The sequence below is a fragment of the Pseudanabaena sp. PCC 6802 genome (assembly GCF_000332175.1).
GTDB lineage: Bacteria > Cyanobacteriota > Cyanobacteriia > Pseudanabaenales > Pseudanabaenaceae > PCC-6802.
The window spans coordinates 154693-177482 of sequence record NZ_KB235910.1 but is presented as its reverse complement, the minus strand read 5'-3'; the positions used below and the strand labels follow the sequence as shown (position 1 = coordinate 177482).

At 49.3% G+C, this 22790-nt stretch carries 22 protein-coding genes; 8 read left to right on the top strand and 14 right to left on the bottom strand.

Annotated elements, in window-relative coordinates:
- Positions 1–84: 84 nt before the first annotated feature.
- On the bottom strand, positions 85–408 hold the full coding sequence (locus tag PSE6802_RS0100800) for a hypothetical protein (RefSeq protein WP_019498174.1): 324 nt from the start codon (positions 406–408) through the stop codon (positions 85–87).
- 89 nt (positions 409–497) lie between these two features.
- On the opposite strand from PSE6802_RS0100800, the gene petN reads away from it, so the two are divergent.
- The 4 genes from petN (at position 498) to mazG (ending at position 2872) form a co-directional block, all read left to right on the top strand.
- Positions 498–587: a cytochrome b6-f complex subunit PetN gene (gene petN, locus PSE6802_RS31620; RefSeq protein ID WP_071592242.1), complete on the top strand. Its 90-nt coding sequence runs from the start codon at positions 498–500 to the stop codon at positions 585–587.
- A gap of 32 nt (positions 588–619) precedes the next feature.
- Positions 620–742 (top strand): hypothetical protein, encoded by a 123-nt coding sequence (locus tag PSE6802_RS35145; RefSeq protein WP_263970270.1) that lies wholly within the window; start codon positions 620–622, stop codon positions 740–742.
- Between the two features lie 39 nt (positions 743–781).
- The gene (gene lepB / locus PSE6802_RS32400) at positions 782–1900 is read left to right on the top strand and encodes a signal peptidase I (protein ID WP_019498173.1); all 1119 of its coding nucleotides are present in this window, start codon (positions 782–784) and stop codon (positions 1898–1900) included.
- A 156-nt stretch (positions 1901–2056) separates the two neighbouring features.
- The gene (mazG, locus tag PSE6802_RS0100790) at positions 2057–2872 is read left to right on the top strand and encodes a nucleoside triphosphate pyrophosphohydrolase (RefSeq protein WP_019498172.1); all 816 of its coding nucleotides are present in this window, start codon (positions 2057–2059) and stop codon (positions 2870–2872) included.
- Positions 2873–2974: 102 nt separating this feature from the next.
- Here the strand turns inward: mazG and PSE6802_RS0100785 are convergent, their stop codons facing one another.
- The 8 genes from PSE6802_RS0100785 to PSE6802_RS0100750 form a co-directional block, all read right to left on the bottom strand.
- A complete protein-coding gene (locus PSE6802_RS0100785) occupies positions 2975–3382 on the bottom strand; it encodes a hypothetical protein (RefSeq protein WP_019498171.1) in 408 nt (135 codons plus the stop codon).
- A gap of 94 nt (positions 3383–3476) precedes the next feature.
- On the bottom strand, positions 3477–4838 hold the full coding sequence (locus tag PSE6802_RS0100780) for an aminopeptidase P family protein (protein ID WP_019498170.1): 1362 nt from the start codon (positions 4836–4838) through the stop codon (positions 3477–3479).
- A gap of 43 nt (positions 4839–4881) precedes the next feature.
- Positions 4882–5520 (bottom strand): histidine phosphatase family protein, encoded by a 639-nt coding sequence (locus tag PSE6802_RS0100775; protein WP_019498169.1) that lies wholly within the window; start codon positions 5518–5520, stop codon positions 4882–4884.
- Positions 5521–5685: 165 nt separating this feature from the next.
- A complete protein-coding gene (locus tag PSE6802_RS0100770) occupies positions 5686–6864 on the bottom strand; it encodes a transaldolase (protein WP_019498168.1) in 1179 nt (392 codons plus the stop codon).
- A gap of 127 nt (positions 6865–6991) precedes the next feature.
- Positions 6992–7687, bottom strand: coding sequence for a 2,3-bisphosphoglycerate-dependent phosphoglycerate mutase (locus PSE6802_RS0100765; protein ID WP_026102969.1), 696 nt, complete (start codon positions 7685–7687; stop codon positions 6992–6994).
- A 174-nt stretch (positions 7688–7861) separates the two neighbouring features.
- Complete coding sequence (gene gap / locus PSE6802_RS0100760) at positions 7862–8887, bottom strand: type I glyceraldehyde-3-phosphate dehydrogenase (RefSeq protein ID WP_019498166.1); 1026 nt, start codon at positions 8885–8887, stop codon at positions 7862–7864.
- 226 nt (positions 8888–9113) lie between these two features.
- Positions 9114–10046: a DUF1517 domain-containing protein gene (locus PSE6802_RS0100755; protein WP_019498165.1), complete on the bottom strand. Its 933-nt coding sequence runs from the start codon at positions 10044–10046 to the stop codon at positions 9114–9116.
- Between the two features lie 277 nt (positions 10047–10323).
- Positions 10324–10962 (bottom strand): DUF3318 domain-containing protein, encoded by a 639-nt coding sequence (locus PSE6802_RS0100750; protein WP_019498164.1) that lies wholly within the window; start codon positions 10960–10962, stop codon positions 10324–10326.
- A gap of 513 nt (positions 10963–11475) precedes the next feature.
- Between PSE6802_RS0100750 and psbB the strand changes: the two genes are divergently transcribed.
- On the top strand, positions 11476–13002 hold the full coding sequence (gene psbB, locus PSE6802_RS0100740; protein WP_019498162.1) for a photosystem II chlorophyll-binding protein CP47: 1527 nt from the start codon (positions 11476–11478) through the stop codon (positions 13000–13002).
- Positions 13003–13015: 13 nt separating this feature from the next.
- Complete coding sequence (locus tag PSE6802_RS31615) at positions 13016–13114, top strand: photosystem II reaction center protein T (RefSeq protein WP_071592241.1); 99 nt, start codon at positions 13016–13018, stop codon at positions 13112–13114.
- Between the two features lie 118 nt (positions 13115–13232).
- On the opposite strand, the gene infC is transcribed toward PSE6802_RS31615, so the two are convergent.
- Positions 13233–13754: a translation initiation factor IF-3 gene (infC, locus tag PSE6802_RS0100730; protein ID WP_019498160.1), complete on the bottom strand. Its 522-nt coding sequence runs from the start codon at positions 13752–13754 to the stop codon at positions 13233–13235.
- 216 nt (positions 13755–13970) lie between these two features.
- Complete coding sequence (gene aroB, locus PSE6802_RS0100725) at positions 13971–15104, bottom strand: 3-dehydroquinate synthase (protein ID WP_019498159.1); 1134 nt, start codon at positions 15102–15104, stop codon at positions 13971–13973.
- Between the two features lie 101 nt (positions 15105–15205).
- Here aroB and PSE6802_RS0100720 point away from each other — a divergent pair, with 101 nt between their 5' ends.
- Positions 15206–15505, top strand: a complete 300-nt coding sequence (locus tag PSE6802_RS0100720) for a DUF3593 domain-containing protein (protein WP_019498158.1) — start codon at positions 15206–15208, stop codon at positions 15503–15505.
- Positions 15506–15933: 428 nt separating this feature from the next.
- Here PSE6802_RS0100720 and PSE6802_RS30615 read toward each other — a convergent pair whose 3' ends face one another.
- From PSE6802_RS30615 to cobJ, 3 genes are all read right to left on the bottom strand, one after another.
- Positions 15934–17955: a serine/threonine-protein kinase gene (locus PSE6802_RS30615; RefSeq protein ID WP_019498157.1), complete on the bottom strand. Its 2022-nt coding sequence runs from the start codon at positions 17953–17955 to the stop codon at positions 15934–15936.
- 180 nt (positions 17956–18135) lie between these two features.
- Positions 18136–20139 (bottom strand): protein kinase domain-containing protein, encoded by a 2004-nt coding sequence (locus PSE6802_RS30610; protein ID WP_019498156.1) that lies wholly within the window; start codon positions 20137–20139, stop codon positions 18136–18138.
- Positions 20140–20181: 42 nt separating this feature from the next.
- Entirely contained in the window at positions 20182–22032 is a 1851-nt protein-coding gene (gene cobJ / locus PSE6802_RS0100705; protein WP_019498155.1) for a precorrin-3B C(17)-methyltransferase, read from the bottom strand.
- Positions 22033–22100: 68 nt separating this feature from the next.
- Between cobJ and PSE6802_RS0100700 the strand changes: the two genes are divergently transcribed.
- Positions 22101–22760 carry a Uma2 family endonuclease gene (locus tag PSE6802_RS0100700; RefSeq protein WP_202950662.1) on the top strand — a complete coding sequence of 220 codons (660 nt, stop codon included), beginning with the start codon at positions 22101–22103 and terminating at the stop codon, positions 22758–22760.
- The last annotated feature ends 30 nt before the right edge of the window (positions 22761–22790 follow it).

Below are 22790 nucleotides of genomic sequence, written 5' to 3'. Positions count from 1 at the left end.
CTGAGGTAGAGGCAGGTTTGGATGAGGTTTAATCAGTTCTTGCCAATAGACTTTGGCAAAACCTGCCCCCTACAGAGATTTTGGCTAAAAGATCTTGCGATATATAGCGCAGAGGCGGCTGGGTTTAAACACCTTAGCCTTGAACATAAAATTAGGCGGCACGTTGATAATGGCATGGTGAGGGGAGTCATGATACTGCTCGAACTCCGGCGGCATCCCCTTGGGTGCAGATGTGGTGTAGGGCACCGGCTGAAACACCAATTCCATAAATTCGACTTTGGCACACTGCAACTGCTCGGCGATCTGGCTCAAAAAAGCCGTGCCTGTTAATAGAGCAAAAAGGGCAGTTTTGGCATCCGGATCTAGCTCAAAACTAGCGTCATAGCTGTCAATAATTTTAAGCGGCATGGGTCGATTAGGTAGACGGCGTATTAGGTAGGTATATAGTGTCGTATTATTATTTATGGAAATTAATCAATTTTTGTAAAACGTAGCATATGGATATTTTGACATTTGGTTGGGTGGCATTACTAGGCATGTTTACGCTGTCGATCGCCTTTGTGGTGTGGGGACGTAACGGTTTGTAGTATTGACATAGTTAAGTAAAAAACTAAGAAAAATGTCAGGATACGACATTACCATTACAGCTATTACATGGATAGCCTTCGTTCTTCTCGTTTCTGTTACAGTTGGAGTTGGCTATCTGACTTACTTAACGCGCCGCGATCGCCGTCGTCAGTGAATTCGGACGTTCGTTGAAGCGCAAAATCTTCCACCTATTATGAATACCGACCTACCTACTAGCAAAGAACCCTGGCTTGTGGTAAGCCTATCGGGAATTTTTCCGGGTATCGGGCAAATATATGCAGGCAAAGCACTTAAGGGATGGATTTTTATAGGTCTGGCACTGGCACTGCTTATATCAGCTTTTTGGGCTTTACTGAGTCCTCAGGGTAATTCCATCCTGGCGCTCAATTTAGGGTTGCTCTCTATAGGCTTTAGTATTTGGAATTTGTTTGATGCCCACAAATCTGCTAGGGAGAGCAACGATACTGATTTCGAGCAACTTAGACGCAGTAATAAAGATCCCTGGTTAGCAGCTTTCCTGTCTAGAATTATTCCTGGAATTGGGCATATCTATTTGCGGCAGTGGGTTGTTGGAGCTGGATTAATTGCTCTATGGATTGTTCTATTGAGTTCGTCAGATTTTTTTGTAGGATTACTTGAAATCGTATTTGGTACTGTCGTTTCCTATCATGCCTACATATCTGCACCCACTCGCCGAGAATCATCGAAAAAATTAATTTTAATTTTCCTAAGTGTCTATTTGATAGTACTGCTCGCATTTACACTACTGAGTGCAGCTACTAGAGCGTTTGTTGTTGAACCTCGATACATACCTGCTAGTTCGATGGAGCCAACATTGCAGGCAGACGATCGCCTTCTAATTGATAAGATCTCATATCGCCTGCGAAAACCATTGCGGACTGAAATAATAGCATTTAATCCACCTGCTAACCCTGTGACAAGTGACCCTAAAACGGTCTTTGTAAAACGAATAATTGGGATGCCGGGCGATCGCCTTAGCATTCAAGATGGGAAGGTATTTATCAACGGGCAAGCACTGAGCGAACCATACGTTAAGGAACCGACAAACTACAATCTACCTACGAAAGGTTCAAATGACTGCGTGCAATGCTTTCAGCCGGAGCAGATTGTCCAGGTTAGTGGTAAACCCAGCTTTACCGTGCCGCCAGATCGCTACTGGGTGATGGGCGATAATCGCAACAATAGCCTTGACTCTCATATTTGGGGCTTTTTACCTGCAGAGAATATCGTTGGGCGAGGTTATTTACGCTATTGGCCAGTTGATAACCGCCCCAGAGATTTAAGAGAGTAGTCCTAATAGTCTGCTCAAATTTTTGTTTGAGCATTTCCATCTAGTTGGGCTTATGATTAGTCATAGATTTTGGGGTCTTTAAGCTTTCGAGCTATCTAGATCGGGCTTTGAAGACTTTTTATCTATGTCCTTTGCTTATTTAAGTGCCATTCACTCATGGACGACAAATTATCTGCTCTGCAACATTTGCTGGATGTGGTGGCAAAGCTGAGATCGCCTGAAGGCGGATGCCCTTGGGATCTGGCACAGACACCCGAAACGTTGATTCCTTATATCATTGAAGAAGCCTACGAGACTGTGGCTGCCATTCGCAGCGGCAATACCAGCGCGATCGCAGAAGAATTAGGCGATTTGCTTTTGCAGGTAGTGTTGCAGTCTCAAGTAGCCAGCGATCGCGGCCAGTTTACGATCGCGGAGGTAGCTGAAGGTATCGCGCAGAAGCTGGTTCGTCGGCATCCTCACGTCTTTGGCGATCTGAACGTAGAAAATATGGATGAAGTCCATCGCAATTGGGAACGGATTAAAGCAGCCGAAAAGGGAGAAGATCCAGCCGAAGCGCAGAAGTTGAGTCGGAAGCTGAACCGCTACGGGCGCAGTTTACCGCCGCTGATGGCAGGGATGAAAATCTCCCAAAAGGCGGCAGCGCAGGGATTTGAGTGGGATAATATCGATGGAGTTTGGGATAAATTTCAGGAAGAACTGGGCGAGTTTCGTCATGCTCTATCGTATGAGGATAAAGCACGGCAGCAAGCCGAATTGGGCGATCTCCTGTTCACCATAATTAACATTGCACGGTGGTACGATCTCGATCCTACTGAGGCGTTACACAGTACGAACCAGAGATTTATTGCTCGCATCGAACATATGGAAAGTTTTGCTAACAAACCTCTGAGCGAGCATACGCTGGCAGAAATGGAAAGCCTGTGGCAAGCTGCCAAGCGCCATCTGTCTGAGAGAGGAGAAATCCCTTAAGGGAGTTGCAGGTTGATAGGATAACAATCGTAAGGGCGAACGGCCGTTCGCCCTTACAGAGGCGCATTCCCGATCGTGGTAGGTTATTTAATTGCGGATCCCTTAATGTTTTAGCCAACCCCATTGAAAGCTCGGGGCTTTCTGGTTTGATAGTGATTTCTGCTGCCACAGGGATGGAGTGTCGTCTTCGGTGATGATTCGATCCAGGGTCTCAAACATGAATTTGCCATTGGAATCGGCTGTAATTCTTTGCGAGAGGCTTGCAACCTCAGTTTTGAGGATTTGCTGGGCTTCGTTGTCGTCGATCGCGACGGATAATTGCCCTTGAATTGACTCCAAACCTTCGCGTAGCAGCTTGACATCGTTTGATGCTGGGAGTTGCTTAATTACCCGCGCGATCGCGATCTGTCTTTGTTGCGTCAGGTTAGCCTGGGGTTGCTGGGGGGCTGTACCAGTTTGCACGGGGCTAAACGCTAAAATTGCTGATGTAATAAGGCATCCTACACACATAATTTCAACTCCTTAGCATAGACATGGCTCAATTGGTTAATTTTGTACCATAAGCTCGCACTAATTGTACTCGAACTTTAGCGAACCTGCCAATTTAAGCTGCCAATTTTTGCTCGATGAGATCTGGATCGGTTGGCAACGCTACGGTCAGGACTTCGCAGTCAGTGTCGGTTACCAGTACGTCGTCCTCAATGCGAATGCCGCGCACGTCAGCAAATTGGGCTAGACGCTCCCAATTAACGACATCCTTGTAGCGATCGCGCCGCTCTCGATCTTCTAAAATGGCGGGCACCTGATAAAAGCCGGGTTCGATCGTGACCAGCATCCCTGCCTGCAAGGGGCGATTTAAGCGCAGGTAACATAGGCCAAAGCGATCGCTCCTGACTCGCCCCGCCGCATAACCAGCCAGGTCGCCTAAATCTTCCATATCATGCACGTCCAAACCGAGGAGATGACCCACGCCATGTGGGAAGAATAGAGCATGGGCATCCATATCGACGAGGTCGTCGATTTTGCCCTTCAGAATGCCGATATCTTCCAGTCCAGAGGCGATCGTGCGACATGCTAAGAGATGGATATCCTGATATTCCACTCCGGGTTTGACATTGGCAATACAGGTGTCGTGGGCGGCAAGGACAATATCGTAAATCTCTCGCTGGCTGTGGGAAAATCGTCCCGATACTGGCCAGGTGCGGGTAACGTCGCCTGCCCAACCAGTCTCAGTTTCCGCACCCACATCAGCTAAGAGCAGATCGCCAGAGTTGAGGACATGGTGGTAGCGATTATTATGCAGCACTTCTCCATGCACGGTGACGATACTTTGGTAAGAGCAGGCCATATTTGCTGCCATAATGGCACTTTCCATCGCGGCACGAATATCCGATTCGCGCTTGGCGGTGGCGGTAGCGGTCATACCAGCGCTGTGGGCTGCAACTGTAACTTCTGAGGCTTTGCGTAACTCTGCGATCGCTCCAGCATCGTGAGCGAGCCGGAGCGCCACAATTGCTGATGCTAAATCTAGATCGATACCTGTAGGCGCAGTTTGGGGATGGATTTCGCGATGGAGCAGTTGGGTCTGCTCGGTATATGTGGAACTATCCTGCACGGCGATCGTGGCAGCGGAGTCTGTTTTTGTAGCAAGTTCAGACAAAGGGAAGGCGGCATCGGCTCCGATCGCCTCGGCAATTTCCGAACGCAGCGGCATCTCCCCATGCCACAGGGCGCTGTCAGGGCTGCTTTCGTCGATAAAGAGTTCCAGTTTGCCGGATGCTAAGCGAATTGCCGCATTTTCGATGGGTAGTCCGGCAAAGTAGAGGAAGTGACTGCTGGCGCGGAACGGATAGGTGTTATGGGGAAAGTTGCGGGCATGGCTTTGTCCCGACCACAGAATTACTGGATGCGGGCATAAGTTGGCGAGTTTTTGGCGGCGATCGCGCAGGGTTTCTGGTAGTGACATGGTGCTGTATATAAATGTTTGACTAAACCACAGGATATTGCGATTACGTCCCTTCCAGATTGCGCAGGTACTCGCTGAGGTGAGTGCGATCGCCCATGACGTGCAATAAAGGCCCGTGCATTGCCATTTCCACAATACTGACGGAGGCGACGGGCATACCAATGCGATCGCGGAAACGACCGACATCAATTCCCATCAGTTCGCAGAGCATAATTCTGATTGTGGCTTTGTGAGAAACAACGAGCACGTTGCCCGTTTTGTAAGTTTCCTCAATCTCTTCGAGTACCCGCGCAGCTCGACGCTGGATGCAAACGCCAGTTTCGCCACCAGTGGGGGAGTACCATCCTGGCTCTGCGAGCCAGCGAATGTAGTCGTCGTGAAAATCGCGATTAACTTGTTCCGGCGACATACCCTCCCATTTACCATAGGATATCTCCTTCAGACCGCCGCGCAATTGCATCTCGATGCCGATAGCATCGCATAGGGGCTTGGCGGTGGCGATCGTGCGTCGCATGGGACTGACAAAAACCGCCACCCAGGGTGTTGTTTTGTAAGTTACACCAAACGCTTTTGCCATCTGCAATCCCTCTGGGGTCAACTCTGGGTCTAGATCGCCACAATAGGCATTGGCATGGCTAAATTCTGTTTGCCCATGCCGCAGAAAGTATAACTTGAGGCTCATATGAGATGTCTCTTTTCTCTAGAGAATATTGCCCTGGCAACTAAAAGTCGCGGCTGCACGAACAAAGTCCGCCTGCGCGGACTTCAAGTAAAGGGGTAACTGAAACCGAATTGGAGCAACCGCGAGAGAATTACTCCTACAGAGGTTTGATTTGCGAACGAGATCCTAAACGCTGGCTAAATAAAAGGCTGCACCAATCCCACTTGCCATCTCTTCCGGCGTAATTTTGCCATCTTTATTGATGTCGAGGGCATCAAAGACGGCATCGGTACCCGACCACTCCTCGCGGGTAATAAAGCCATCCCCATCGAGATCGTAGACGCGGAATACATCCTCCGCTGCATGGCTGAGCGTTTCATTGCCTTCGAGCAGCTTGAGGCGATCGGCGAGTAATTTCTCTAAAGCAATTAAGGCATTGGTAAAGCCATGAATGCCTTCCGTCAGCTTGTCCGATGCCATGCGATCGCTCTCGTGCATGCGATCGAAAGTTTCCTTATCGATATGCAGTTTGGTAATCTCCGACTGAGCGGCTTTGTCTGGATCGAGCTTGCGCGGCAGTTCAGCCACTGTCTCTTGCAACTCTGCCAGTAACGCTGGGGAAATGGTGAGCAGATCGCAGCCTGCCAATTCGGTAATCTCTGCGGCATTGCGGAAGCTGGCTCCCATTACTTCGGTTTTATAGCCGAATTTCTTGAAATAGTTGTAGATGTTGGTGACGGAGAGCACGCCCGGATCCTCGGCAGGCGGATAGCTGTCTCGCCCAGTTTCTTTTTTGTACCAGTCAAGGATGCGCCCGACAAAGGGGGAAATCAAAGTCACGCCTGCTTCGGCGCAGGCGATCGCTTGATGCAAGCCAAATAGCAATGTTAAGTTACAGTGAATGCCTTCCTTCTCCAGGATTTCGGCGGCACGAATTCCTTCCCAAGTAGAGGCGATTTTGATGAGAATGCGATCGCGCGAAACACCAACCGCTTCGTACTGTGCGATTAACTGGCGAGCTTTGGCAACTGTTGCTTCTGTATCGTAGGACAAGCGGGCATCGACTTCCGTAGACACGCGACCTGGAATAATTTTGAGGATGCGCAGGCCAAAGGCAACGGCGAGGCGATCGAATGCCAGGGAGACAATTTGGTCTGATGTCGCCCCTTCACCTGCGTCTTGCTTTGCTTGTTTGAGCGTGCGGTCTACAATTTCCTGATATTGCGGCATCTGGGCGGCAGCGGTAATCAGGGAGGGGTTAGTAGTAGCATCCTGTGGGGTAAAAGCTTCGATCGCGTTGATATCGCCAGTGTCTGCCACCACGACAGTCATTTCTTTTAGTTGTTCTAGTAGATTTTGGCCCATGTTTTTGCTCCTTTGTCAATCTATTGCTTAATAGTGCTTAATCTAGAGCGGGGTGCAGGGGTGGAACCCATGCGCTGGGCAGCACCTCACACCCCATCTCAAACCAGTTTTGTTAACGTTATAGCCATCAACTCAAGATCTGTTTGTGGGTGACTTGACCTGTGCGATCGATTTCGTAGGCGATCGGAACGCCCGTCGCTAGTTCCAGATTGGGAACTTCGGCAGCGCTTAGATTATCTAACTCCATGATAATCGAGCGCAATGAGTTGCCGTGGGCGGCAACCAAAACGTTATCACCTTGTAACAGATGCTGAAAAATGCGATCGCGAAAAAATGGCAGGGTGCGCCGCATCGTATCTTCGAGGCTTTCGCCGTGGGGCGGGCGATCGCTAAAGGAACGCCGCCATGCTGCCACCCGAGCCTCGCCAAATTTAGCCGCCGTCTCAGCTTTATCTAAACCCTGGAGATCGCCGTAATAGCGCTCGTCGAGGGCGGCACTGGGGAATATTGGCAATTCCTGAGCGCGATCGCCTTCGTAGCGATCCCAGTCATGCCACTGGGGATCGTCCTTGCCATGCTTGAGGATGGGGCTTTTACCCATGCAAACTCCTTCGCATTCGGTTAGGCAAATCACCGCTGTCTCGATCGCCCGAATCAGCAAGCTGGTGAAGCAGACATCGATTTCGTACGCGCCGATCTTAAAGGCGGCACAGACAGCTTCTGCCCGCCCCCTTTTACTGAGCGGCACATCTACCCATCCGGTAAATTTATTGGCGGCATTCCAGATGCTCTGACCGTGACGAATTAGAATCAGTGTAGACATGCTGTTTAGCTGATAGGGTAAGCCGTTCAGGACTACTATAAAAAGTTCATTGTTAGGGGCAGGTTTTGTCCAAGCTATATTGGCAAAGTTCAAACCTCTTGCTAAACCTACTCCAACATGAATTTCTCGTGTAGGGTGGGCAATGCCCACCCTACAAATTCCTGGCGATTATCCCTAAAGAATTCCGTCCTTCTTTGCCATCGATAGCATGAGGTCAACAACGCGATAGGAATAGCCCCATTCGTTGTCATACCAGGATACGACTTTAAAGAAGTTGGAATTGAGTTCGATTCCTGCTCCAGCATCGAAGATACTGGAACGCGAGTCACCCTTAAAATCCATGGAAACTACATCTTCGTCCGTATAACCGAGAATACCTTTGAGGCCGTTTTCTGAAGCCTCTTTCATGGCAGCACAAATTTCTTTATAGCTGGTGGGCTTCTCCGTTTTGAACGTCAAATCTACCACCGATACATCCGGAGTCGGCACGCGGAAAGCCATACCTGTAAGTTTGCCTTTCAGTTCCGGCAATACCAACGCCACCGCCTTCGCCGCACCCGTAGAAGACGGAATGATATTCTGTGCGGCACCGCGACCGCCGCGCCAGTCCTTTTTGCTGGGGCCGTCTACGGTGGGTTGGGTGGCGGTCATGGCGTGTACGGTGGTCATCAAACCTTCAGCGATCGTGAAATTATCGTTAAGCACTTTAGCAACTGGGGCAAGGCAATTAGTCGTGCAACTGGCATTGGAAACCACCACATCTTTACCTGGATCGAAGTTTTGATGGTTCACTCCCACCAGGAAGGTTGGTACTCGGGCTGGGTCTTTGGTAGGAGCGGAGATAATTACGCGCTTGGCCCCAGCCGCAACGTGTTGCGCCGCTCCGTCGTAATCTGTAAATAGACCAGTAGATTCCACCACGTAATCGGCTCCCGCTTTTGCCCAGGGCAACTCGGCAGGATTCCGAATTGACGTGCAGGGAATAAAATGACCGTCAATATCGATACCGTTTTCTCTAGCGGTGACGTTGCCGTCAAAGATTCCGTGCGTGGAATCATATTTGAACAGATACGCCAGGTTATCTGGCGGTACGAGGTCGTTAATGCCGACAAATTCCAGATCGGGGTTACCGATTCCTGCCCGCAGGACAAGCCTGCCAATGCGTCCGAATCCGTTGATACCAACTTTTAATTTAGTCATAACGATCGCTACCTATAAATTCATTCGCTTTGTTTGTAAGCAGTCGTACTTAAGTCTAAAAGCGCCAGGCTGGGATCGTTGATCTATAAAGCTTTTCTTAAGCTACACCTTGGGGGCGATCGCACCTCTTTCTATACACTACTTAAGGAATCCTACTGAAGTCCGATCAAAAAATTCCTCGCCTATTGTCGGCGAGGAATTTTTTGAACTCTCCATTGACGATCTATTAAATTCGCACTAACTCTGGATATACCGTTAGTACTTCTTCAGAAGTAAGGGTAAACTCCTCGGACTGAGGCTCCCACAGAACTTCTAGAGCAAGGAGGCGATCTGCTGGAATTGAACCAATCGCGTTTAAAGCCTGCTTCAATTCGCTTGCCGATCGCACTTTTGCGAGGTTCCCTAACGACTCACCCGCGATCGCTGCTATTAAAGTCACTACCACAAACTCGCTAGGATGTTCGAGCGCAATTTCACCTGCCGCTGACAGAGATTTAGACGCAGTAGGAGCCTGGTACAGGCGACTGTTAACATTAGAGATTACTTCTTCGGTAAGCTTGCTGCGTTCGGACATCGCCATACTATTAAATTTCTGTTCCGCGAGGGCAAACTGAGCGATCTCTTTGCCACTACTTACGTAAACCCAGTATTCGGGATGGCGTAGTAGGGACAGCGTAGTTTCCCGCAAAATCGATGCTAAACCTTCCGCAGAACCCGTATTCGCTTCCAGGGCTAAACGGCTCAGGTCGGTTTGCAACTCCCGCGCCGATGACAGTAACCCTACCTGGAGCTTAGCCAGGGTAACTTTGCTGGTGTCGCTAGTTATACCTGCTTCGGAGTCAGAGTTACCGCGAAATGCTTGCAGCACGGCCCCAGCGATCGCAAGCAAGATCAACATGCTGAACAAACCGCCGCCGCCACCACCAAAGAAAAACGGTAACAAAAAGAAACTGCTGCCACCAGGATAGTAGCCGCCAGGGTAGTAGTTACCACCAGATCGACTGGGGCTAGGAATTGAACGAGTTGGGGCTCTAAAGGACCCACCGCCAATGCGCCCACCACCTCTACGGGCCAGGGCATTGCCAGCGTGACTAAAAAATACGAGAGCCACCAGACAGATAGCTACCAGCGATCGCGCGATCGTTTTAAAGCGTTTCATAAATTTTTGACTAAAGCTTGACATATAAAGCTCTCAACTCGAAATCTCACGGGCTTAGTTTATCTCTATTTTACAGCGCGCGAAACTGAGTCGGCATCAACCGCAAGACTGCAAAAATTAGCTTTTGGCCTGTTTGACTGACAAAACCTTGTGCTTGGCGGCTGTAGACACGAAGCGGCTTCTCGAAGAGTAACTGCACCTACAAAAACAAAATCCGCCTGCGCAGATTGTCAGAACCCAGTCTGCCTCCGCAGACTGGGTTCGTATAGGCGCGAATTTATTCGCCAGCGCCCTCGTAGCTGCGTCGAGCTTTGGCAGCTTCGGCCCTTAGTGCTTCAAGTCTTTTATCCATGTTGTTCCTTTGCCTACCGCCCTCAGCTTCATTTACCAATAGCTTCAGCGCACTACCCAAACTTTTATAGGCAGCAGGTAGGGCGTAGCCATTGCGGACTGCTAGCTTGATCGCGCCTCGATCTGCTTCAATCAGAGTCTTAATGTCTTTTTTAGTGCTGCCGCGCCGCCATAGTTGGAACCCGGCAACACCACAGATAGCTAGCGCCAGGACAAACAGCAAGCCGTTTTGTACCCATAGCTCGCCAACCGCACCACCTAAACCAATAGCTAGAGCAGCCACCTCCCAACCATCTTTAGGAATGGTGTCATTTTGAATGCGCGCGACTTCGTGCCAAAACAAGAGGTTGCGCTGATCCTGTGCCAGCCTTTCCCACTTCAACATATCTATAATGACCACAACCTCATCGCCACCTGCCTCTTCGCAGGTAATTAATTTGGGACGAATGCCGTCCGCAGGGATCACCTTTACCCATGCTTGCAGCTCTGGGGGCAGTAGATCTTCTAGTCGCCTGATCTCAGTTCTAGAGAACGTGTTTTTTAATGAAGAATTTGGGGAAGGCATGAGTCTTTATCTAGGATTCAACCAATCGAGATATGTTTATCCTCTAGATTTAATAATCTAGCATTAATACCATTAACAAAAAACTGGTTAGTAGGTTGCTTCAGCATACTGGAATTGAATGCAATCGGTAGCATACAGCTAATTGCATTGGCAACTAAAGCAGTACTAAAGCAGTTGCCGCATGAAAGCCCATGTTGTAATAAGATATAAGTCAGACTAGCCATAGTTGCAGTCAAAACAATGCTTTAGCAGCTAGTACTAGTAGAATACTAACTATCTATATAGCTTGCTAACTGGATCGTGGAAGCTTGCCATCTAGGCTGATTCTATGAAATTCCTGAATAGCAAAAATTTCCCCTATATACGTCATATATATGTCATATGTATGGGAAATACCAATAAAATTTTTGGATAAGCAGTGACTCACGATCGAGCGATCGCTCGGTTCAGCGGTCTCTTATCATTTAAGATAAAGAATCATTAAGATCATCATCGATAGAGGATTAATAGCAAATGGGATTACCCTGGTATCGAGTGCATACAGTTCTCCTGAACGATCCAGGAAGGCTGATTGCAACACACCTTATGCATACTGCCCTAGTGGCAGGCTGGGCAGGGTCAATGGCTCTCTATGAGACTGCCACCTTCGATCCTAGCGACCCCGTTTTTAACCCAATGTGGCGACAAGGCATGTTCGTGCTGCCATTTATGGCTCGCCTGGGCATCACCGATTCCTGGGGCGGCTGGAGCATTACAGGTGAAACAGCAACTAACCCTGGTTTTTGGACTTTTGAAGGTACGGCTGTTGCCCACATTGTGCTGGCAGGGATGCTCTTCCTTGCTGCCATCTGGCACTGGGTGAATTGGGATCTAGAACTATTTAGAGATCCGCGTACGGGCGAACCTGCTTTAGATTTGCCCAAAATGTTTGGTATTCATTTATTTTTGTCCGGATTACTTTGTTTTGGTTTTGGTGCTTTCCACCTCAGCGGCCTGTACGGCCCTGGCATGTGGGTTTCCGACCCCTATGGTTTAACGGGACACGTTCAAGCCGTGGCACCAGAATGGGGGCCGGATGGGTTTAACCCATTCAACCCCGGTGGTATCGTCGCCCACCACATTGCTGCTGGTATTGTTGGCATCATTGCTGGTTTGTTCCACCTGACCGTCCGTCCTCCAGAACGTCTCTATAAGGCTCTGCGGATGGGCAACATCGAAACCGTACTATCTAGCAGTATTGCCGCCGTATTCTTTGCTGCTTTCGTAGTGGCAGGTACGATGTGGTATGGTGCTGCCGCTACACCAATTGAATTATACGGTCCCACCCGCTATCAGTGGGATAACAACTACTTCCAGCAAGAAATCGAGCGTCGCGTCGAAACGGGAATTGCTAATGGCATTTCTCGCAGCGAGGCTTGGGGATCTATTCCGGAAAAGCTAGCGTTCTACGATTACGTTGGTAACAGCCCTGCTAAGGGTGGCCTGTTCCGCGCTGGTCCCATGAACAATGGCGATGGTATTGCGAAAAGTTGGTTGGGGCACACTGTCTTCACTGATAAGGCAGGTCATGAGTTGAGTGTCCGTCGCATGCCCAACTTCTTTGAAACTTTCCCCGTAGTACTACAGGATAGCGAAGGCATTGTCCGTGCTGACATTCCTTTCCGTCGGGCTGAATCCAAATATAGCTTTGAGCAAGCTGGAGTCACGGCTACAGTCTACGGTGGCGCTTTAGATGGTAAAACATTTACCGATCCGCCCACTGTGAAAAAATTAGCTCGTCAGGCTCAACTCGGCGAAGCCTTTAATTTTGACTCGGAAACCCTTAATTCAGACGGTGTATTCCGGACTAGCCCTCGCGGTTGGTTCACCTTCGGTCATGCCGTCTTTGCACTGCTGTTTTTCTTCGGTCACATTTGGCATGGTGCGCGTACGCTATTCCGCGATGTGTTTGCGGGTATCGATCCCGACCTCGAAGAAGAACAAGTCGAATGGGGTGCCTTCCAAAAGGTGGGCGACAAGTCTACTCGTGTAAGCGTTTAAGGTATAGACATATATGGAAAGTATTGCATACGTATTAATTTTTGCTTGCATTATCGGTCTGTTCTTTTTCGCGATTTTCTTCCGCGAACCGCCCAAGGTCACTAAAAAGTAAAAATGGTCTATCAGTAATTAGTAAGGTGGGGCATACTGCCCACCTTACTAGATTAATCAAAATGCCCCAACCTGGAATAGGCTGGGGCATTTTGCGATTTATTACTATCTCGCTCGATCTATTTTTTAGGTGCCATGAGCATTGTGATATTACGCCCCTCGCGCTTTGGTGCTTGCTGGATTTCTGCTACTTCGCCCAGGTCAACTGCCATCCGATTTAATAGTTCTTCAGCTAGATCGACATGCTGAATCTCGCGCCCCCTAAACATAACGGTTGCTTTGACTTTGTCCCCATCCTTGAGAAAGCGCTCGGCGTGGTTAATGCGCACTTGGTAGTCGTGTTCCTCAATTTTGTAGCGCATCTTAACTTCTTTGACATCAGCAGTGTGTTGTTTTTTGCGAGCCTCGCGCGCTTTTTTCTCCTGCTCGAACTTAAACTTGCCATAGTCCATGACACGGCAGACAGGAGGATCGGCTTTATCGCTGACAAGTACTAAATCGAGTTCTTTTTCTTCCGCTACTTTAAGAGCCTCCTTGGGAGTCATTATCCCCAGTTGTCCGCCATCGGCATCGATTACTCTAATCTTAGGAAATCTAATTCGCTCATTAATTGCAGGAAGGTCTCGATTGGGTTTCTTCATGAAAAATCTGTTAAGTTTACTCCGATATTGTTGTTTTAATTTTTAACCTATAGCCGTAGACAGATCGGTTAGTGCAGGGGGGTGGGGGCTGCGCCCCCACGCAGGGGTGGAACCCCTGCAACCCGTCCTAAGCCTGTTGGCTATAGCTATAATTGTTGATGCTAAGCAGAATTTACTGCTTGACATATTGGTGTCATTATAGTAAACATTTCAATTTCAGGGTGTCAAGTTTTGCGTCAAAACTTTGCTGACTGTATCCGCTGTCACCTGGTCTGTAACCATAGCTTTCCCAATAGTAGTTGGTACAACAAACTGTACTTTACCATCTGTAACCTTTTTATCTTTAGATAGAGCCGCTACAATCTCGTGCAAATCTATGTCGGTTGGTAGCTGCTGTGGCAAGCCAGCCTTTTCGATTAAGATTTGTTGTTTTGCGCGCTCTGCCTCTGTCCAGAAGTTTAATGAGGCAGCGATCGCACCAGCAGCAATCATACCCAATCCGACCGCTTCGCCATGATTGAAGAGGCGATAGTTAGTAACCGCCTCGATCGCGTGACCGATCGTGTGACCGTAGTTGAGAATAGCGCGAATATTACCTTCCTTTTCATCTTGGGAAACAATTTCCGCTTTGGCTCGGGCACAGCGAGATAAGATGGCAAACAGCAGATCTGGCTTGATATAGCGCAATTGGTCGAGGCGTTTGCTTTGCAGCATCTGTTCGAATAATTCTGCGTCCCAAATTACGCCGTATTTGATTACCTCAGCCATAGCAGTGCGGAACTCGCGTGCTGGTAGGGTACGCAGCACGTCGGGATCGACCCAAACCAGACGAGGCTGGTGAAAAGCACCAATCAGGTTTTTGCCTTGGGGGTGGTTGATTCCCGTCTTACCGCCAATTGCGGAATCGACCATAGCCAGCAAAGTGGTTGGCACCTGGACGAGACTAATACCCCGCAACCAGGTGGCAGCGGCATAGCCAGCCATATCGCCAATCACGCCGCCACCTAATGCCACAATGGTCGAGCCGCGCTCTAGCCGATGCGCAAGTGCGGCATCGTAGATTTTTTGCAGGGAGTTAGCATTTTTGTAACGTTCGCCAGCCGGCAAGATCAGATCGGCAACTTCATACCCAACTGACTGGAGCGATGTGGTAACGGTGGTACCATAATGTTTGAATATGACTGGATTAGAAACCACTAAAACCTTTTTACTTTTCTTGCCTATTTCCAGCTCCATCATTTTTTTGCCCAGGTATGGCAAGCTTTGGGGTGCGATCGCAATCTCATAATTCCTGGATGCTAGTTTGGCATGGCTGAAATCAACGGTAATGGTGGTGGCAGGACTGGACATGTGTTTAGTTGTAAATCGAGATTGCTATATTCAAAGATACTAATTATCTTATGTAGAGAGCCGTACAAATTACCAACGGCAAAGTTTTTAACGAAATCATCATGTTGACAAAAGATGCCCTCTTCGCACTTTCGTTATTTCCCTACTTAGCATTTCTTTGGTTTATTACCAGATCGGGGAAAATGCCCAAACTAGCCCTCTGGGGTTTTTATGGTACGCTCGTATTTGTGGCCGTGACCATTCCCGTTGGCATTTATGCCAAGTTGGTTTACAAAGAATCTCTGGCCAATGTGGATTTTTTACATGGGGGAGCCGAGTCTTTGCTGACGATCGCCAATATTCTCATCGTACTTGGATTTAAGAATGCCAGCGATCGCTTAAGAAAAGGCGAGAAAAACTAGAACACATTACTGAAATTGCTCATCCAGTTGACTAATGGCTTTGATATAGGGTGTTAGATCGAGGAGTTGTTAAATATAGATAGATTGAGGAGCGATCGCATTCATGTTTAACAACCATCATTCCACTTTACTAGACTGAGCCATTGTCCGATCCTCAAGCCTCAAATTAGGTATAGCGCTTTTCAGTTGAGAACGGGTTTTATTTTTGGGGTGAAGGGGTTCCACACGGCAGTGGCTCTAGCGGGGAACCCCCAAGACCGCCTTGCCTCCCCTTCTTGGGGGCAACGCCCCCAAACCCCCTACTCTTTCCGATCTGAAAACCGCTATAGAAATTCACAATAATCGGGAGTTCTACCAACTAGGTTGAAGTAGATTTACTGCGCGGGCGATCGCCAGCTAAAGCAGGTTCACCGAGAAATAGTTTTTGTTCAATTACCCTTGCTAGGTGCGGGTAAGCTGTCTAAGCTGGGTTCCCGTGCTGGTGGGGGTGGCACGTAGGCGGGTTCCGGTGGTGGTGCCGGTCTGACAGGGGCTGGAGCCTCGTAGACAGGCGCAGGTTCCACGTAGGTTTCTCGCGTCTGGACGGGTTGCGTTGCCTGGACTGGCTCCGGTGCGGGTGCGGGTGCGGGTGTCAGCGCTGCATTCGCCTTTGCAACAATCGGATCGGTTTGCTTTTTCCAAAAAGCGGTTTTTACCTTCTGCGAAGACGCGATCGCATCCCTCCATTTCCCTTCTTTAACAGCTTTATCTGCGGCTTTGAAGGCAGCCTCGTCTGCATTCCATTGTGCTTGCCATTGCGTTACTAATTGCTGGGCTTTCTTCCCAGTGGGAGAACCTGGTGGGATGGATCTAGTCAGGGCGATCGCCTCTTTTAATTTACCTTGCTCGAATTGTCTGGTGGCAATTTTTAGTAAGCTCTCAGACCATTGCGCGATCGATTTCTGCACTTCTGGGTAGGATGAACTGGTGGAGGGAATCTTATTAGCAGCAGCAATCGCTGCTTCCAGTTTGTTATCCTTTGCGAGTTGCTGCGCTTCTGCGAGAATAGTTTTTGCTTGGGAATTGATTTGGGCAGTTTGACATTCTTCCCCAAGTGCTTTAGCTTCTCCCTCATAGCGAGAGCCGGAGGGAATTGATTTTACGCGCTCGATACACTGCGAATAATTTCCTGCTGCTTTAGAAGTTCTTGCCTCTTCCAATCTTGCCAGGAGACGTTTATCCCCTTCTCCCTGGACGACAAAGTAGCTGGCGATCGCGCCCGCAGCGGCAATACTGCCAACTCCGATCCAGACCAGTTGTTTGTTGAGCTTAATCCCTGAATTCTGCTTGTGCGGAGTTGTAGAAATTGGAATTCCAGGAGGATTATTGGATTGTGGAGTAGTGGTTTGAGGTAATCCATTCTGAGGTGTTGTCGGATTTGCGATCGCACCTGGCTGGACTGCTGTTTCTAGTGCAGGTGTTTGAATGGGAAGACCTACTTGAGGCACTTCCGTAGGTTTCGAAGTTTCTGTAGCAGGTACTACAGGCGATACGAAAGGTTGGATAGCTGGGGGTGGTGCAATACTGGGAGGATTGAATTGCGCGGGTAAAACAGTAGGAGCCACGCCTGCCATTGCTGCGACTGGTTCTGGTACTTTTTGTAGTGCTTCTATTGCTTCCGAAGCAGATTGATAGCGTTGAGTGAAATGCGATCGCGCCATTTTGTCCAGCACCTCTGCTAGCTCAGGGGAAAGCGATGGAACCATGTTGCGCCAGACCACCTCGCCTGTGGCAAAATCTTCCGGCAGTTGATTGGGTAAGACACCAGTCAAAGCCTGAATGCCCAACATCCCAACTGCATAGATATCGCTGGCAAATTTGGGCCTACCATTGGCTTGTTCGTCGGGCATGTAGCCGTAGGTTCCCACAGCCATAGTGGAGCTAGTGTGCCCCTGTGGGTCAAGCCGCTGTAAACTAGCTTCCTTAACCGCGCCAAAGTCGATCAGGACTAAGCGATTGTCTGAAAAGCGGCGAATTAAATTAGCTGGCTTAATATCGCGGTGAATTACACCCTGTTTGTGCACGAAATCTAGAATATGCAGGATATCCTGCATTAATTGCACCACGTACGGCTGACTCAAGGGCTGACCGGGTAGAATCTCGTCACTCAAGACCTTACCTTCGATAAACTCTTGCGCTAAGTAAAATTCCGCACCTTCCTCAAAGTGGGCTAATAGCGACGGGATCTGGTCGTGTTTGCCTAGTTTGTACAGGGTTTCTGCTTCGCGATCGAATAATTTCTTGGCAGCTTCCAAAACCACCGGACGGGTGTCCATTGGTTTTAGCTGCTTGATCGCGCACTTAGGATGCCCGGGCAAATGCAAATCTTCAGCAATAAATGTCTGTCCAAAGCCACCGTGACTTAGTTCTCTGGTGATTTTGTAACGATTGACAAGGGTTGTTCCCAGCATTGGCGATCGTTTAATTTTAGCTAGCTTACTTTTAGTTTATCGCCTGTCTCAAATTTTCGTAAGAGCGGGGCGTAATTAGCTTGCCGGATCGCATCTGGTTGTGGCCTTACCACATCAATATTGAGGTAATCGTGCCTATACTCAGCGATCGCCTGCTATGCATGAGTCAACTACGTTGGGTTACCTTACTGGTGGTGGTGGCGGTGGCGGCGGTGGTGGCGGTGGCGGCGGTGGTGGTGGCGGTGGTGGCGGTGGTGGTGGCGGTGGCGGTGGCGGAGCTTGCTGCACCACAGGGGTTGGAGTAGGCTGCACTGGTTGGGCTGTTTGGACGGTTGTTTGGACGGTCTGTGCTGGTTGGACGGTTGTTTGAACGGGCTCGGGGGTGGGAGGAGCAGTCGCAGGTGTTAGCGCGGCATTTGCCTTCTCAATAATTGGATATGTTTGCTTCTGCCAAAAGGTGGTTTTAACTTGCGCCGAAGCAGCGATCGCGTCGCTCCATTTCCCCTCTTTTGCAGCTTTATCGGCAGCTTTAAAGGCAGCTTCGTCTGCAATCCATTGGGCTCGCAATTGCTCAGCTAATTCCTGGGCTTTCTTCCCAGTGGGAGAGTCTGGTGGAATGGACTTAATCAAGGCGATCGCCTCTTTTAATTTCCCTTGCTCGAATTGTTTGGCGGCGATTTGCAATAAGTTCTCCGCCCATTGCTCTACTTGCTTCTGCACCTCTGGATACGCAGCGCTTGTAGAGGGAATTTTATTGGCTATCGCGATCGCTACTTCTAGCTTATTCTCCTTTGCGAGTCGCTGCGCTTGAGCCAGGATGGGTTTCGCTTGGCCAATTTGACAATCTTCTAGAAGCGCCTTCGCCTCCTTGTCATAGCGAGTGCCAAAAGGAATCGATCTCGCCATCTCAAGACATTGCGAATAGTTTTCAGCGGTTTTAAAGGTTTTTGCTTCTTCTAGCCTTGCCAGGAGGCGTTTATCGCCTTCAGATTGGACAAAGAAGTAGCTAGCGATCGCGCCCGCAACTGCAATACTTCCAACTCCCAACCATATTAGTTTTCCATTACTTCTAGACTTTTGTTTATATAGAGTTGTTGGAATTCGAGAATTTGGGAGCTTGACCTGCGGTTTAGTAGCGTTTTGTGGTTTGGTGGGATTAGAGATCGTTCCCGCGTCTACTTTAGTTTCTGCGGTTATGTCAGTTTCTGCGGTTGTGCCAGCTTCTGCCGTTACGATGGTTGTTTGGCCTGGTGCTTGTGGCAACTCGGATTTTGTGGTGGGTAACCCAGGTTGGGGAATATTTGGCGTGGATGGTTGAGGAGACAGAATAGTGGGAGGGACTGAGACTATTGTGGCTGGCTCCGCTACTTTTCCCAAGGCTTCTAACGCTTCTGACGCAGATTGGTATCGTTGCGTAAAGTGCGATTTCACCATTTTGTCCAGCACTGCCGCTAGCTCGGGGTCAATGAATGGGATGCGATCGCGCCAGACCACTTCGCCAGTAGCCAGGTCTTCTGGTAATTGATTTGGCGAGATGCCCGTCAAAGCTTGGATGGCCAGCATTCCAGCCGCAAAGACATCGCTGGTAAACTTGGGTCTACCATTAGCTTGCTCGTCCGGCATATAGCCAAATGTCCCAACAGCAACGGTCGAGCTAGTATGCCCCTGTGGGTCGGGTTGCTGTAGGCCGGCTTCTTTGACCGCACCGAAGTCAATGAGAACTAAGCGGTGGTCGGAAAAGCGTCGGATTAAGTTGCCTGGCTTAATATCGCGATGGATCACGCCCTGCTTGTGCACGAAATCCAGAATGCTCAACAAGTCTCGCAGCAAATGCATTACGTAGGACTGGCCCATGGGATGTCCGGGGAAGATCTCGTCACTCAGTACTTGACCTTCAACAAATTCTAAAGCTAAATAAAATTCCGTGCCTTCTTCAAAGTGGGCTAATAGGGATGGGATCTGGTCGTGTTTGCCAAGTTTGTACAGGGTTTGAGCTTCGCGATCGAATAATTTCTTGGCTGCTGCCAAAACAAACGGGCGTTTATCTATCGGTTTGAGTTGCTTGATGACGCATTTGGGGCGATCTGGCAAATGCATATCTTCGGCAATAAAGGTCTCGCCAAAGCCACCCTGACTCAGTCGTTTAGTAATCTTGAACCGATTAACAAGTATTTTTCCCAGCATCGGAATTGTTCAACATAGCTAGCTTGCGTCAGTATACCCAAGTCACGAATTTTTATAAGCACGGGACGTAATTAACTTGCCTTGATAAAATCTGGTTGTTGCATTACCAATCAACACAGTGGTAAACATATCGATTTGGTTAATATCCAAATCTCCTAAGGTAGTCAGGGTAATCTGTTCGTCGGGACGATAGGCCGATCGCACCAATGCCACTGGGGTATCGAGATGGCGGTGCTCTAGAAATATGCGGTGCGCGATCGCCATTGGTTCGGTTCTGGTGGCTGAACGGGGATTGTAAAATGCCGTGACAAAACCTGCCTGTGCCGCCGCGACGAGGCGCTGTCGAATCGTTTCTAACGGCGTGAGCAGATCGCTGAGACTAATGGCACAGAAATCGTGCATGAGCGGCGTGCCGACTCTCGCTGCCGCTGCTTGCAACGCCGTAATCCCTGGATATATCTCAACGCTGGGTGCGACACCATCCCATGCCCGAGCCTCTAATTCTTCCATCACTAACCCCGCCATGCCATATATCCCGCAATCCCCAGAAGAAATCATCGCGACGCTCAAACCCCACTGTGCCAGATCCACCGCTCGCTTTGCCCGCTGGCGTTCCTGGGTAATTGGTGAAGTTTCGACAATCTGTCCGGGATGCAGCAAAGGTTCGATTAATTGAGCGTAGAGATGATAGCCAACGATCGCATCTGCCTGCGTCAATGCTACCCGCGCCGCCGGTGTAATCTGATCTAACGCGCCTGGCCCAATTCCCACCAGCAAAAGCCTGCCCTGCCTCCCTGTCAATTCCATTTGGCTCACGGCGATCGCTACGGTTGCCGCTCCCGACTGTTCGCTGCGCCGAAATATTTGTTTGGGCACCAGCAGATGAGAATGCAATGCGGAATTTGACTCTAGCTCTGATAAATTACTCGCATCCTGCATCCTGGCTGCCAGAATTGCGGCTGCCTCTGCCACGCTAGGCGTACCCACCTCGGCGGCGACCACGATGCTGGGATTGGGCACGTCAACGGCGCGCAAAGATTCGCTACTGAAACATCGCAGCGACAAATTGCGCGATTGACAGAACTCCAATAAGCCTACTTCATCAGCTTTGAGATCGATCGTGGCAATTCCAGCGATCGCGGCTTCTGCTAGATGGTTTGCCTGGCAGGTCTGCTGAATCGCCCGTTCGATTAGAGTACGAGGTGTACCGCGTTCGCAACCAATCCCTATCCATAGGATGCGGGGATGCCACTGCACTTTAGGGACATCGGCATCGGATGAGAATCGCCTTTGCGTGGGGCTAATCCATACTCTTGCTGCTGGAGAATTTGCAGAAGTATGCTCGTGCGATTCAGTCCAGCCAAATTGAAAGGGATGTCCTGGCGGTAAAGCCGTTTGCCATAATGTCGAACCTGCTTCCTGAATTATCTGAATAGATTCCTGGCGAGCGATCGCACCTGCCACTCCATTCCAATCGCCCGTGCCGCGCTGCCAGCCAAACGGCTCGCCCAATGTATCGATCGCGGGTAGCCGCACACTCTCAGAAGCGCTGGTAATTACTGCTTCCGCTCCTAACTGAGCGGCGATCGTGCGAGTCAGGCGATCGCCCCCACCCAGATGCCCTCCGCACAGGCTAATTGCAAATTTCCCGGCTTCATCCACCACCACTACTGCTGGATCGGTAGCTTTATTTTGTAATAACGGTGCGATCAGGCGCACTACGGCTCCTGTGGCTAAGCAAAACACAAACCCATCATATTTTGTCCATATGGTGGCAAGATGAGATTTTAGGTCGGTATCGACGATCTGGATTTCGATTTCAATTAGACGCTGAAGCAAAGATGTTCCAGTTGGTGTTACGGCAATACCTGCAATGTTGCGATCGTTAAACATAAAGAAAAATTAAGCAGCCTATCTATAAATTTGCATCTTTGTAGTGCCTATAATATCGATAAAACCTCTTGGGCGACAAAATTATGACTGCGATCGCCACACCCATCAGCCAAATTGAGATTACCCCTGGCAGTGCCATCCAGATCGCTGGGTTAACGTGGGAGAACTATATGGCGCTCCTGCAAGAGTTGGGGGATAATCGCTCGACTCGGGTTGCCTTTGCCAATGGAGTTTTAGAAATCAGAATGCCAAGCCAAAGACACGAGGTCAGCAATCGAGTTTTAGCAGCGATCGCTTTAACTTTGGCAGAGGAACTGGGTTATGAGTTCAATGACCTGGGTGCCATGACCATCAACCGCCCTCAGTTAAATCGAGGTTTGGAACCAGATAGTTGCTTCTACATTCAAAATGCTCGAGCAGGTCAAGGCTTGCAAACAGCGATCGCTGATTTACCACCCGATCTCGCCATAGAAGTAGATATTGCTCGCCGCTCTGACAATAAACTAGCTATCTACCAGGCAATCGCCGTACCAGAGATATGGTTATATCAGAGCGATCGCCTTAAGATTCTAATTTTAGAGAATGGAGTTTACACTGATTCGACGACCAGTAGAGCATTTCCTATTGCGAGCGTGGAACAGCTACAACAATGGTTGGATTTACGAAAAACTGGGACGGATTTAACGGTGGTGCGATCGGTCAGGCAGTTTTGTCGGAGCTTGAGATGAACTACATGTAAACGAACAGGCGTATGCAGT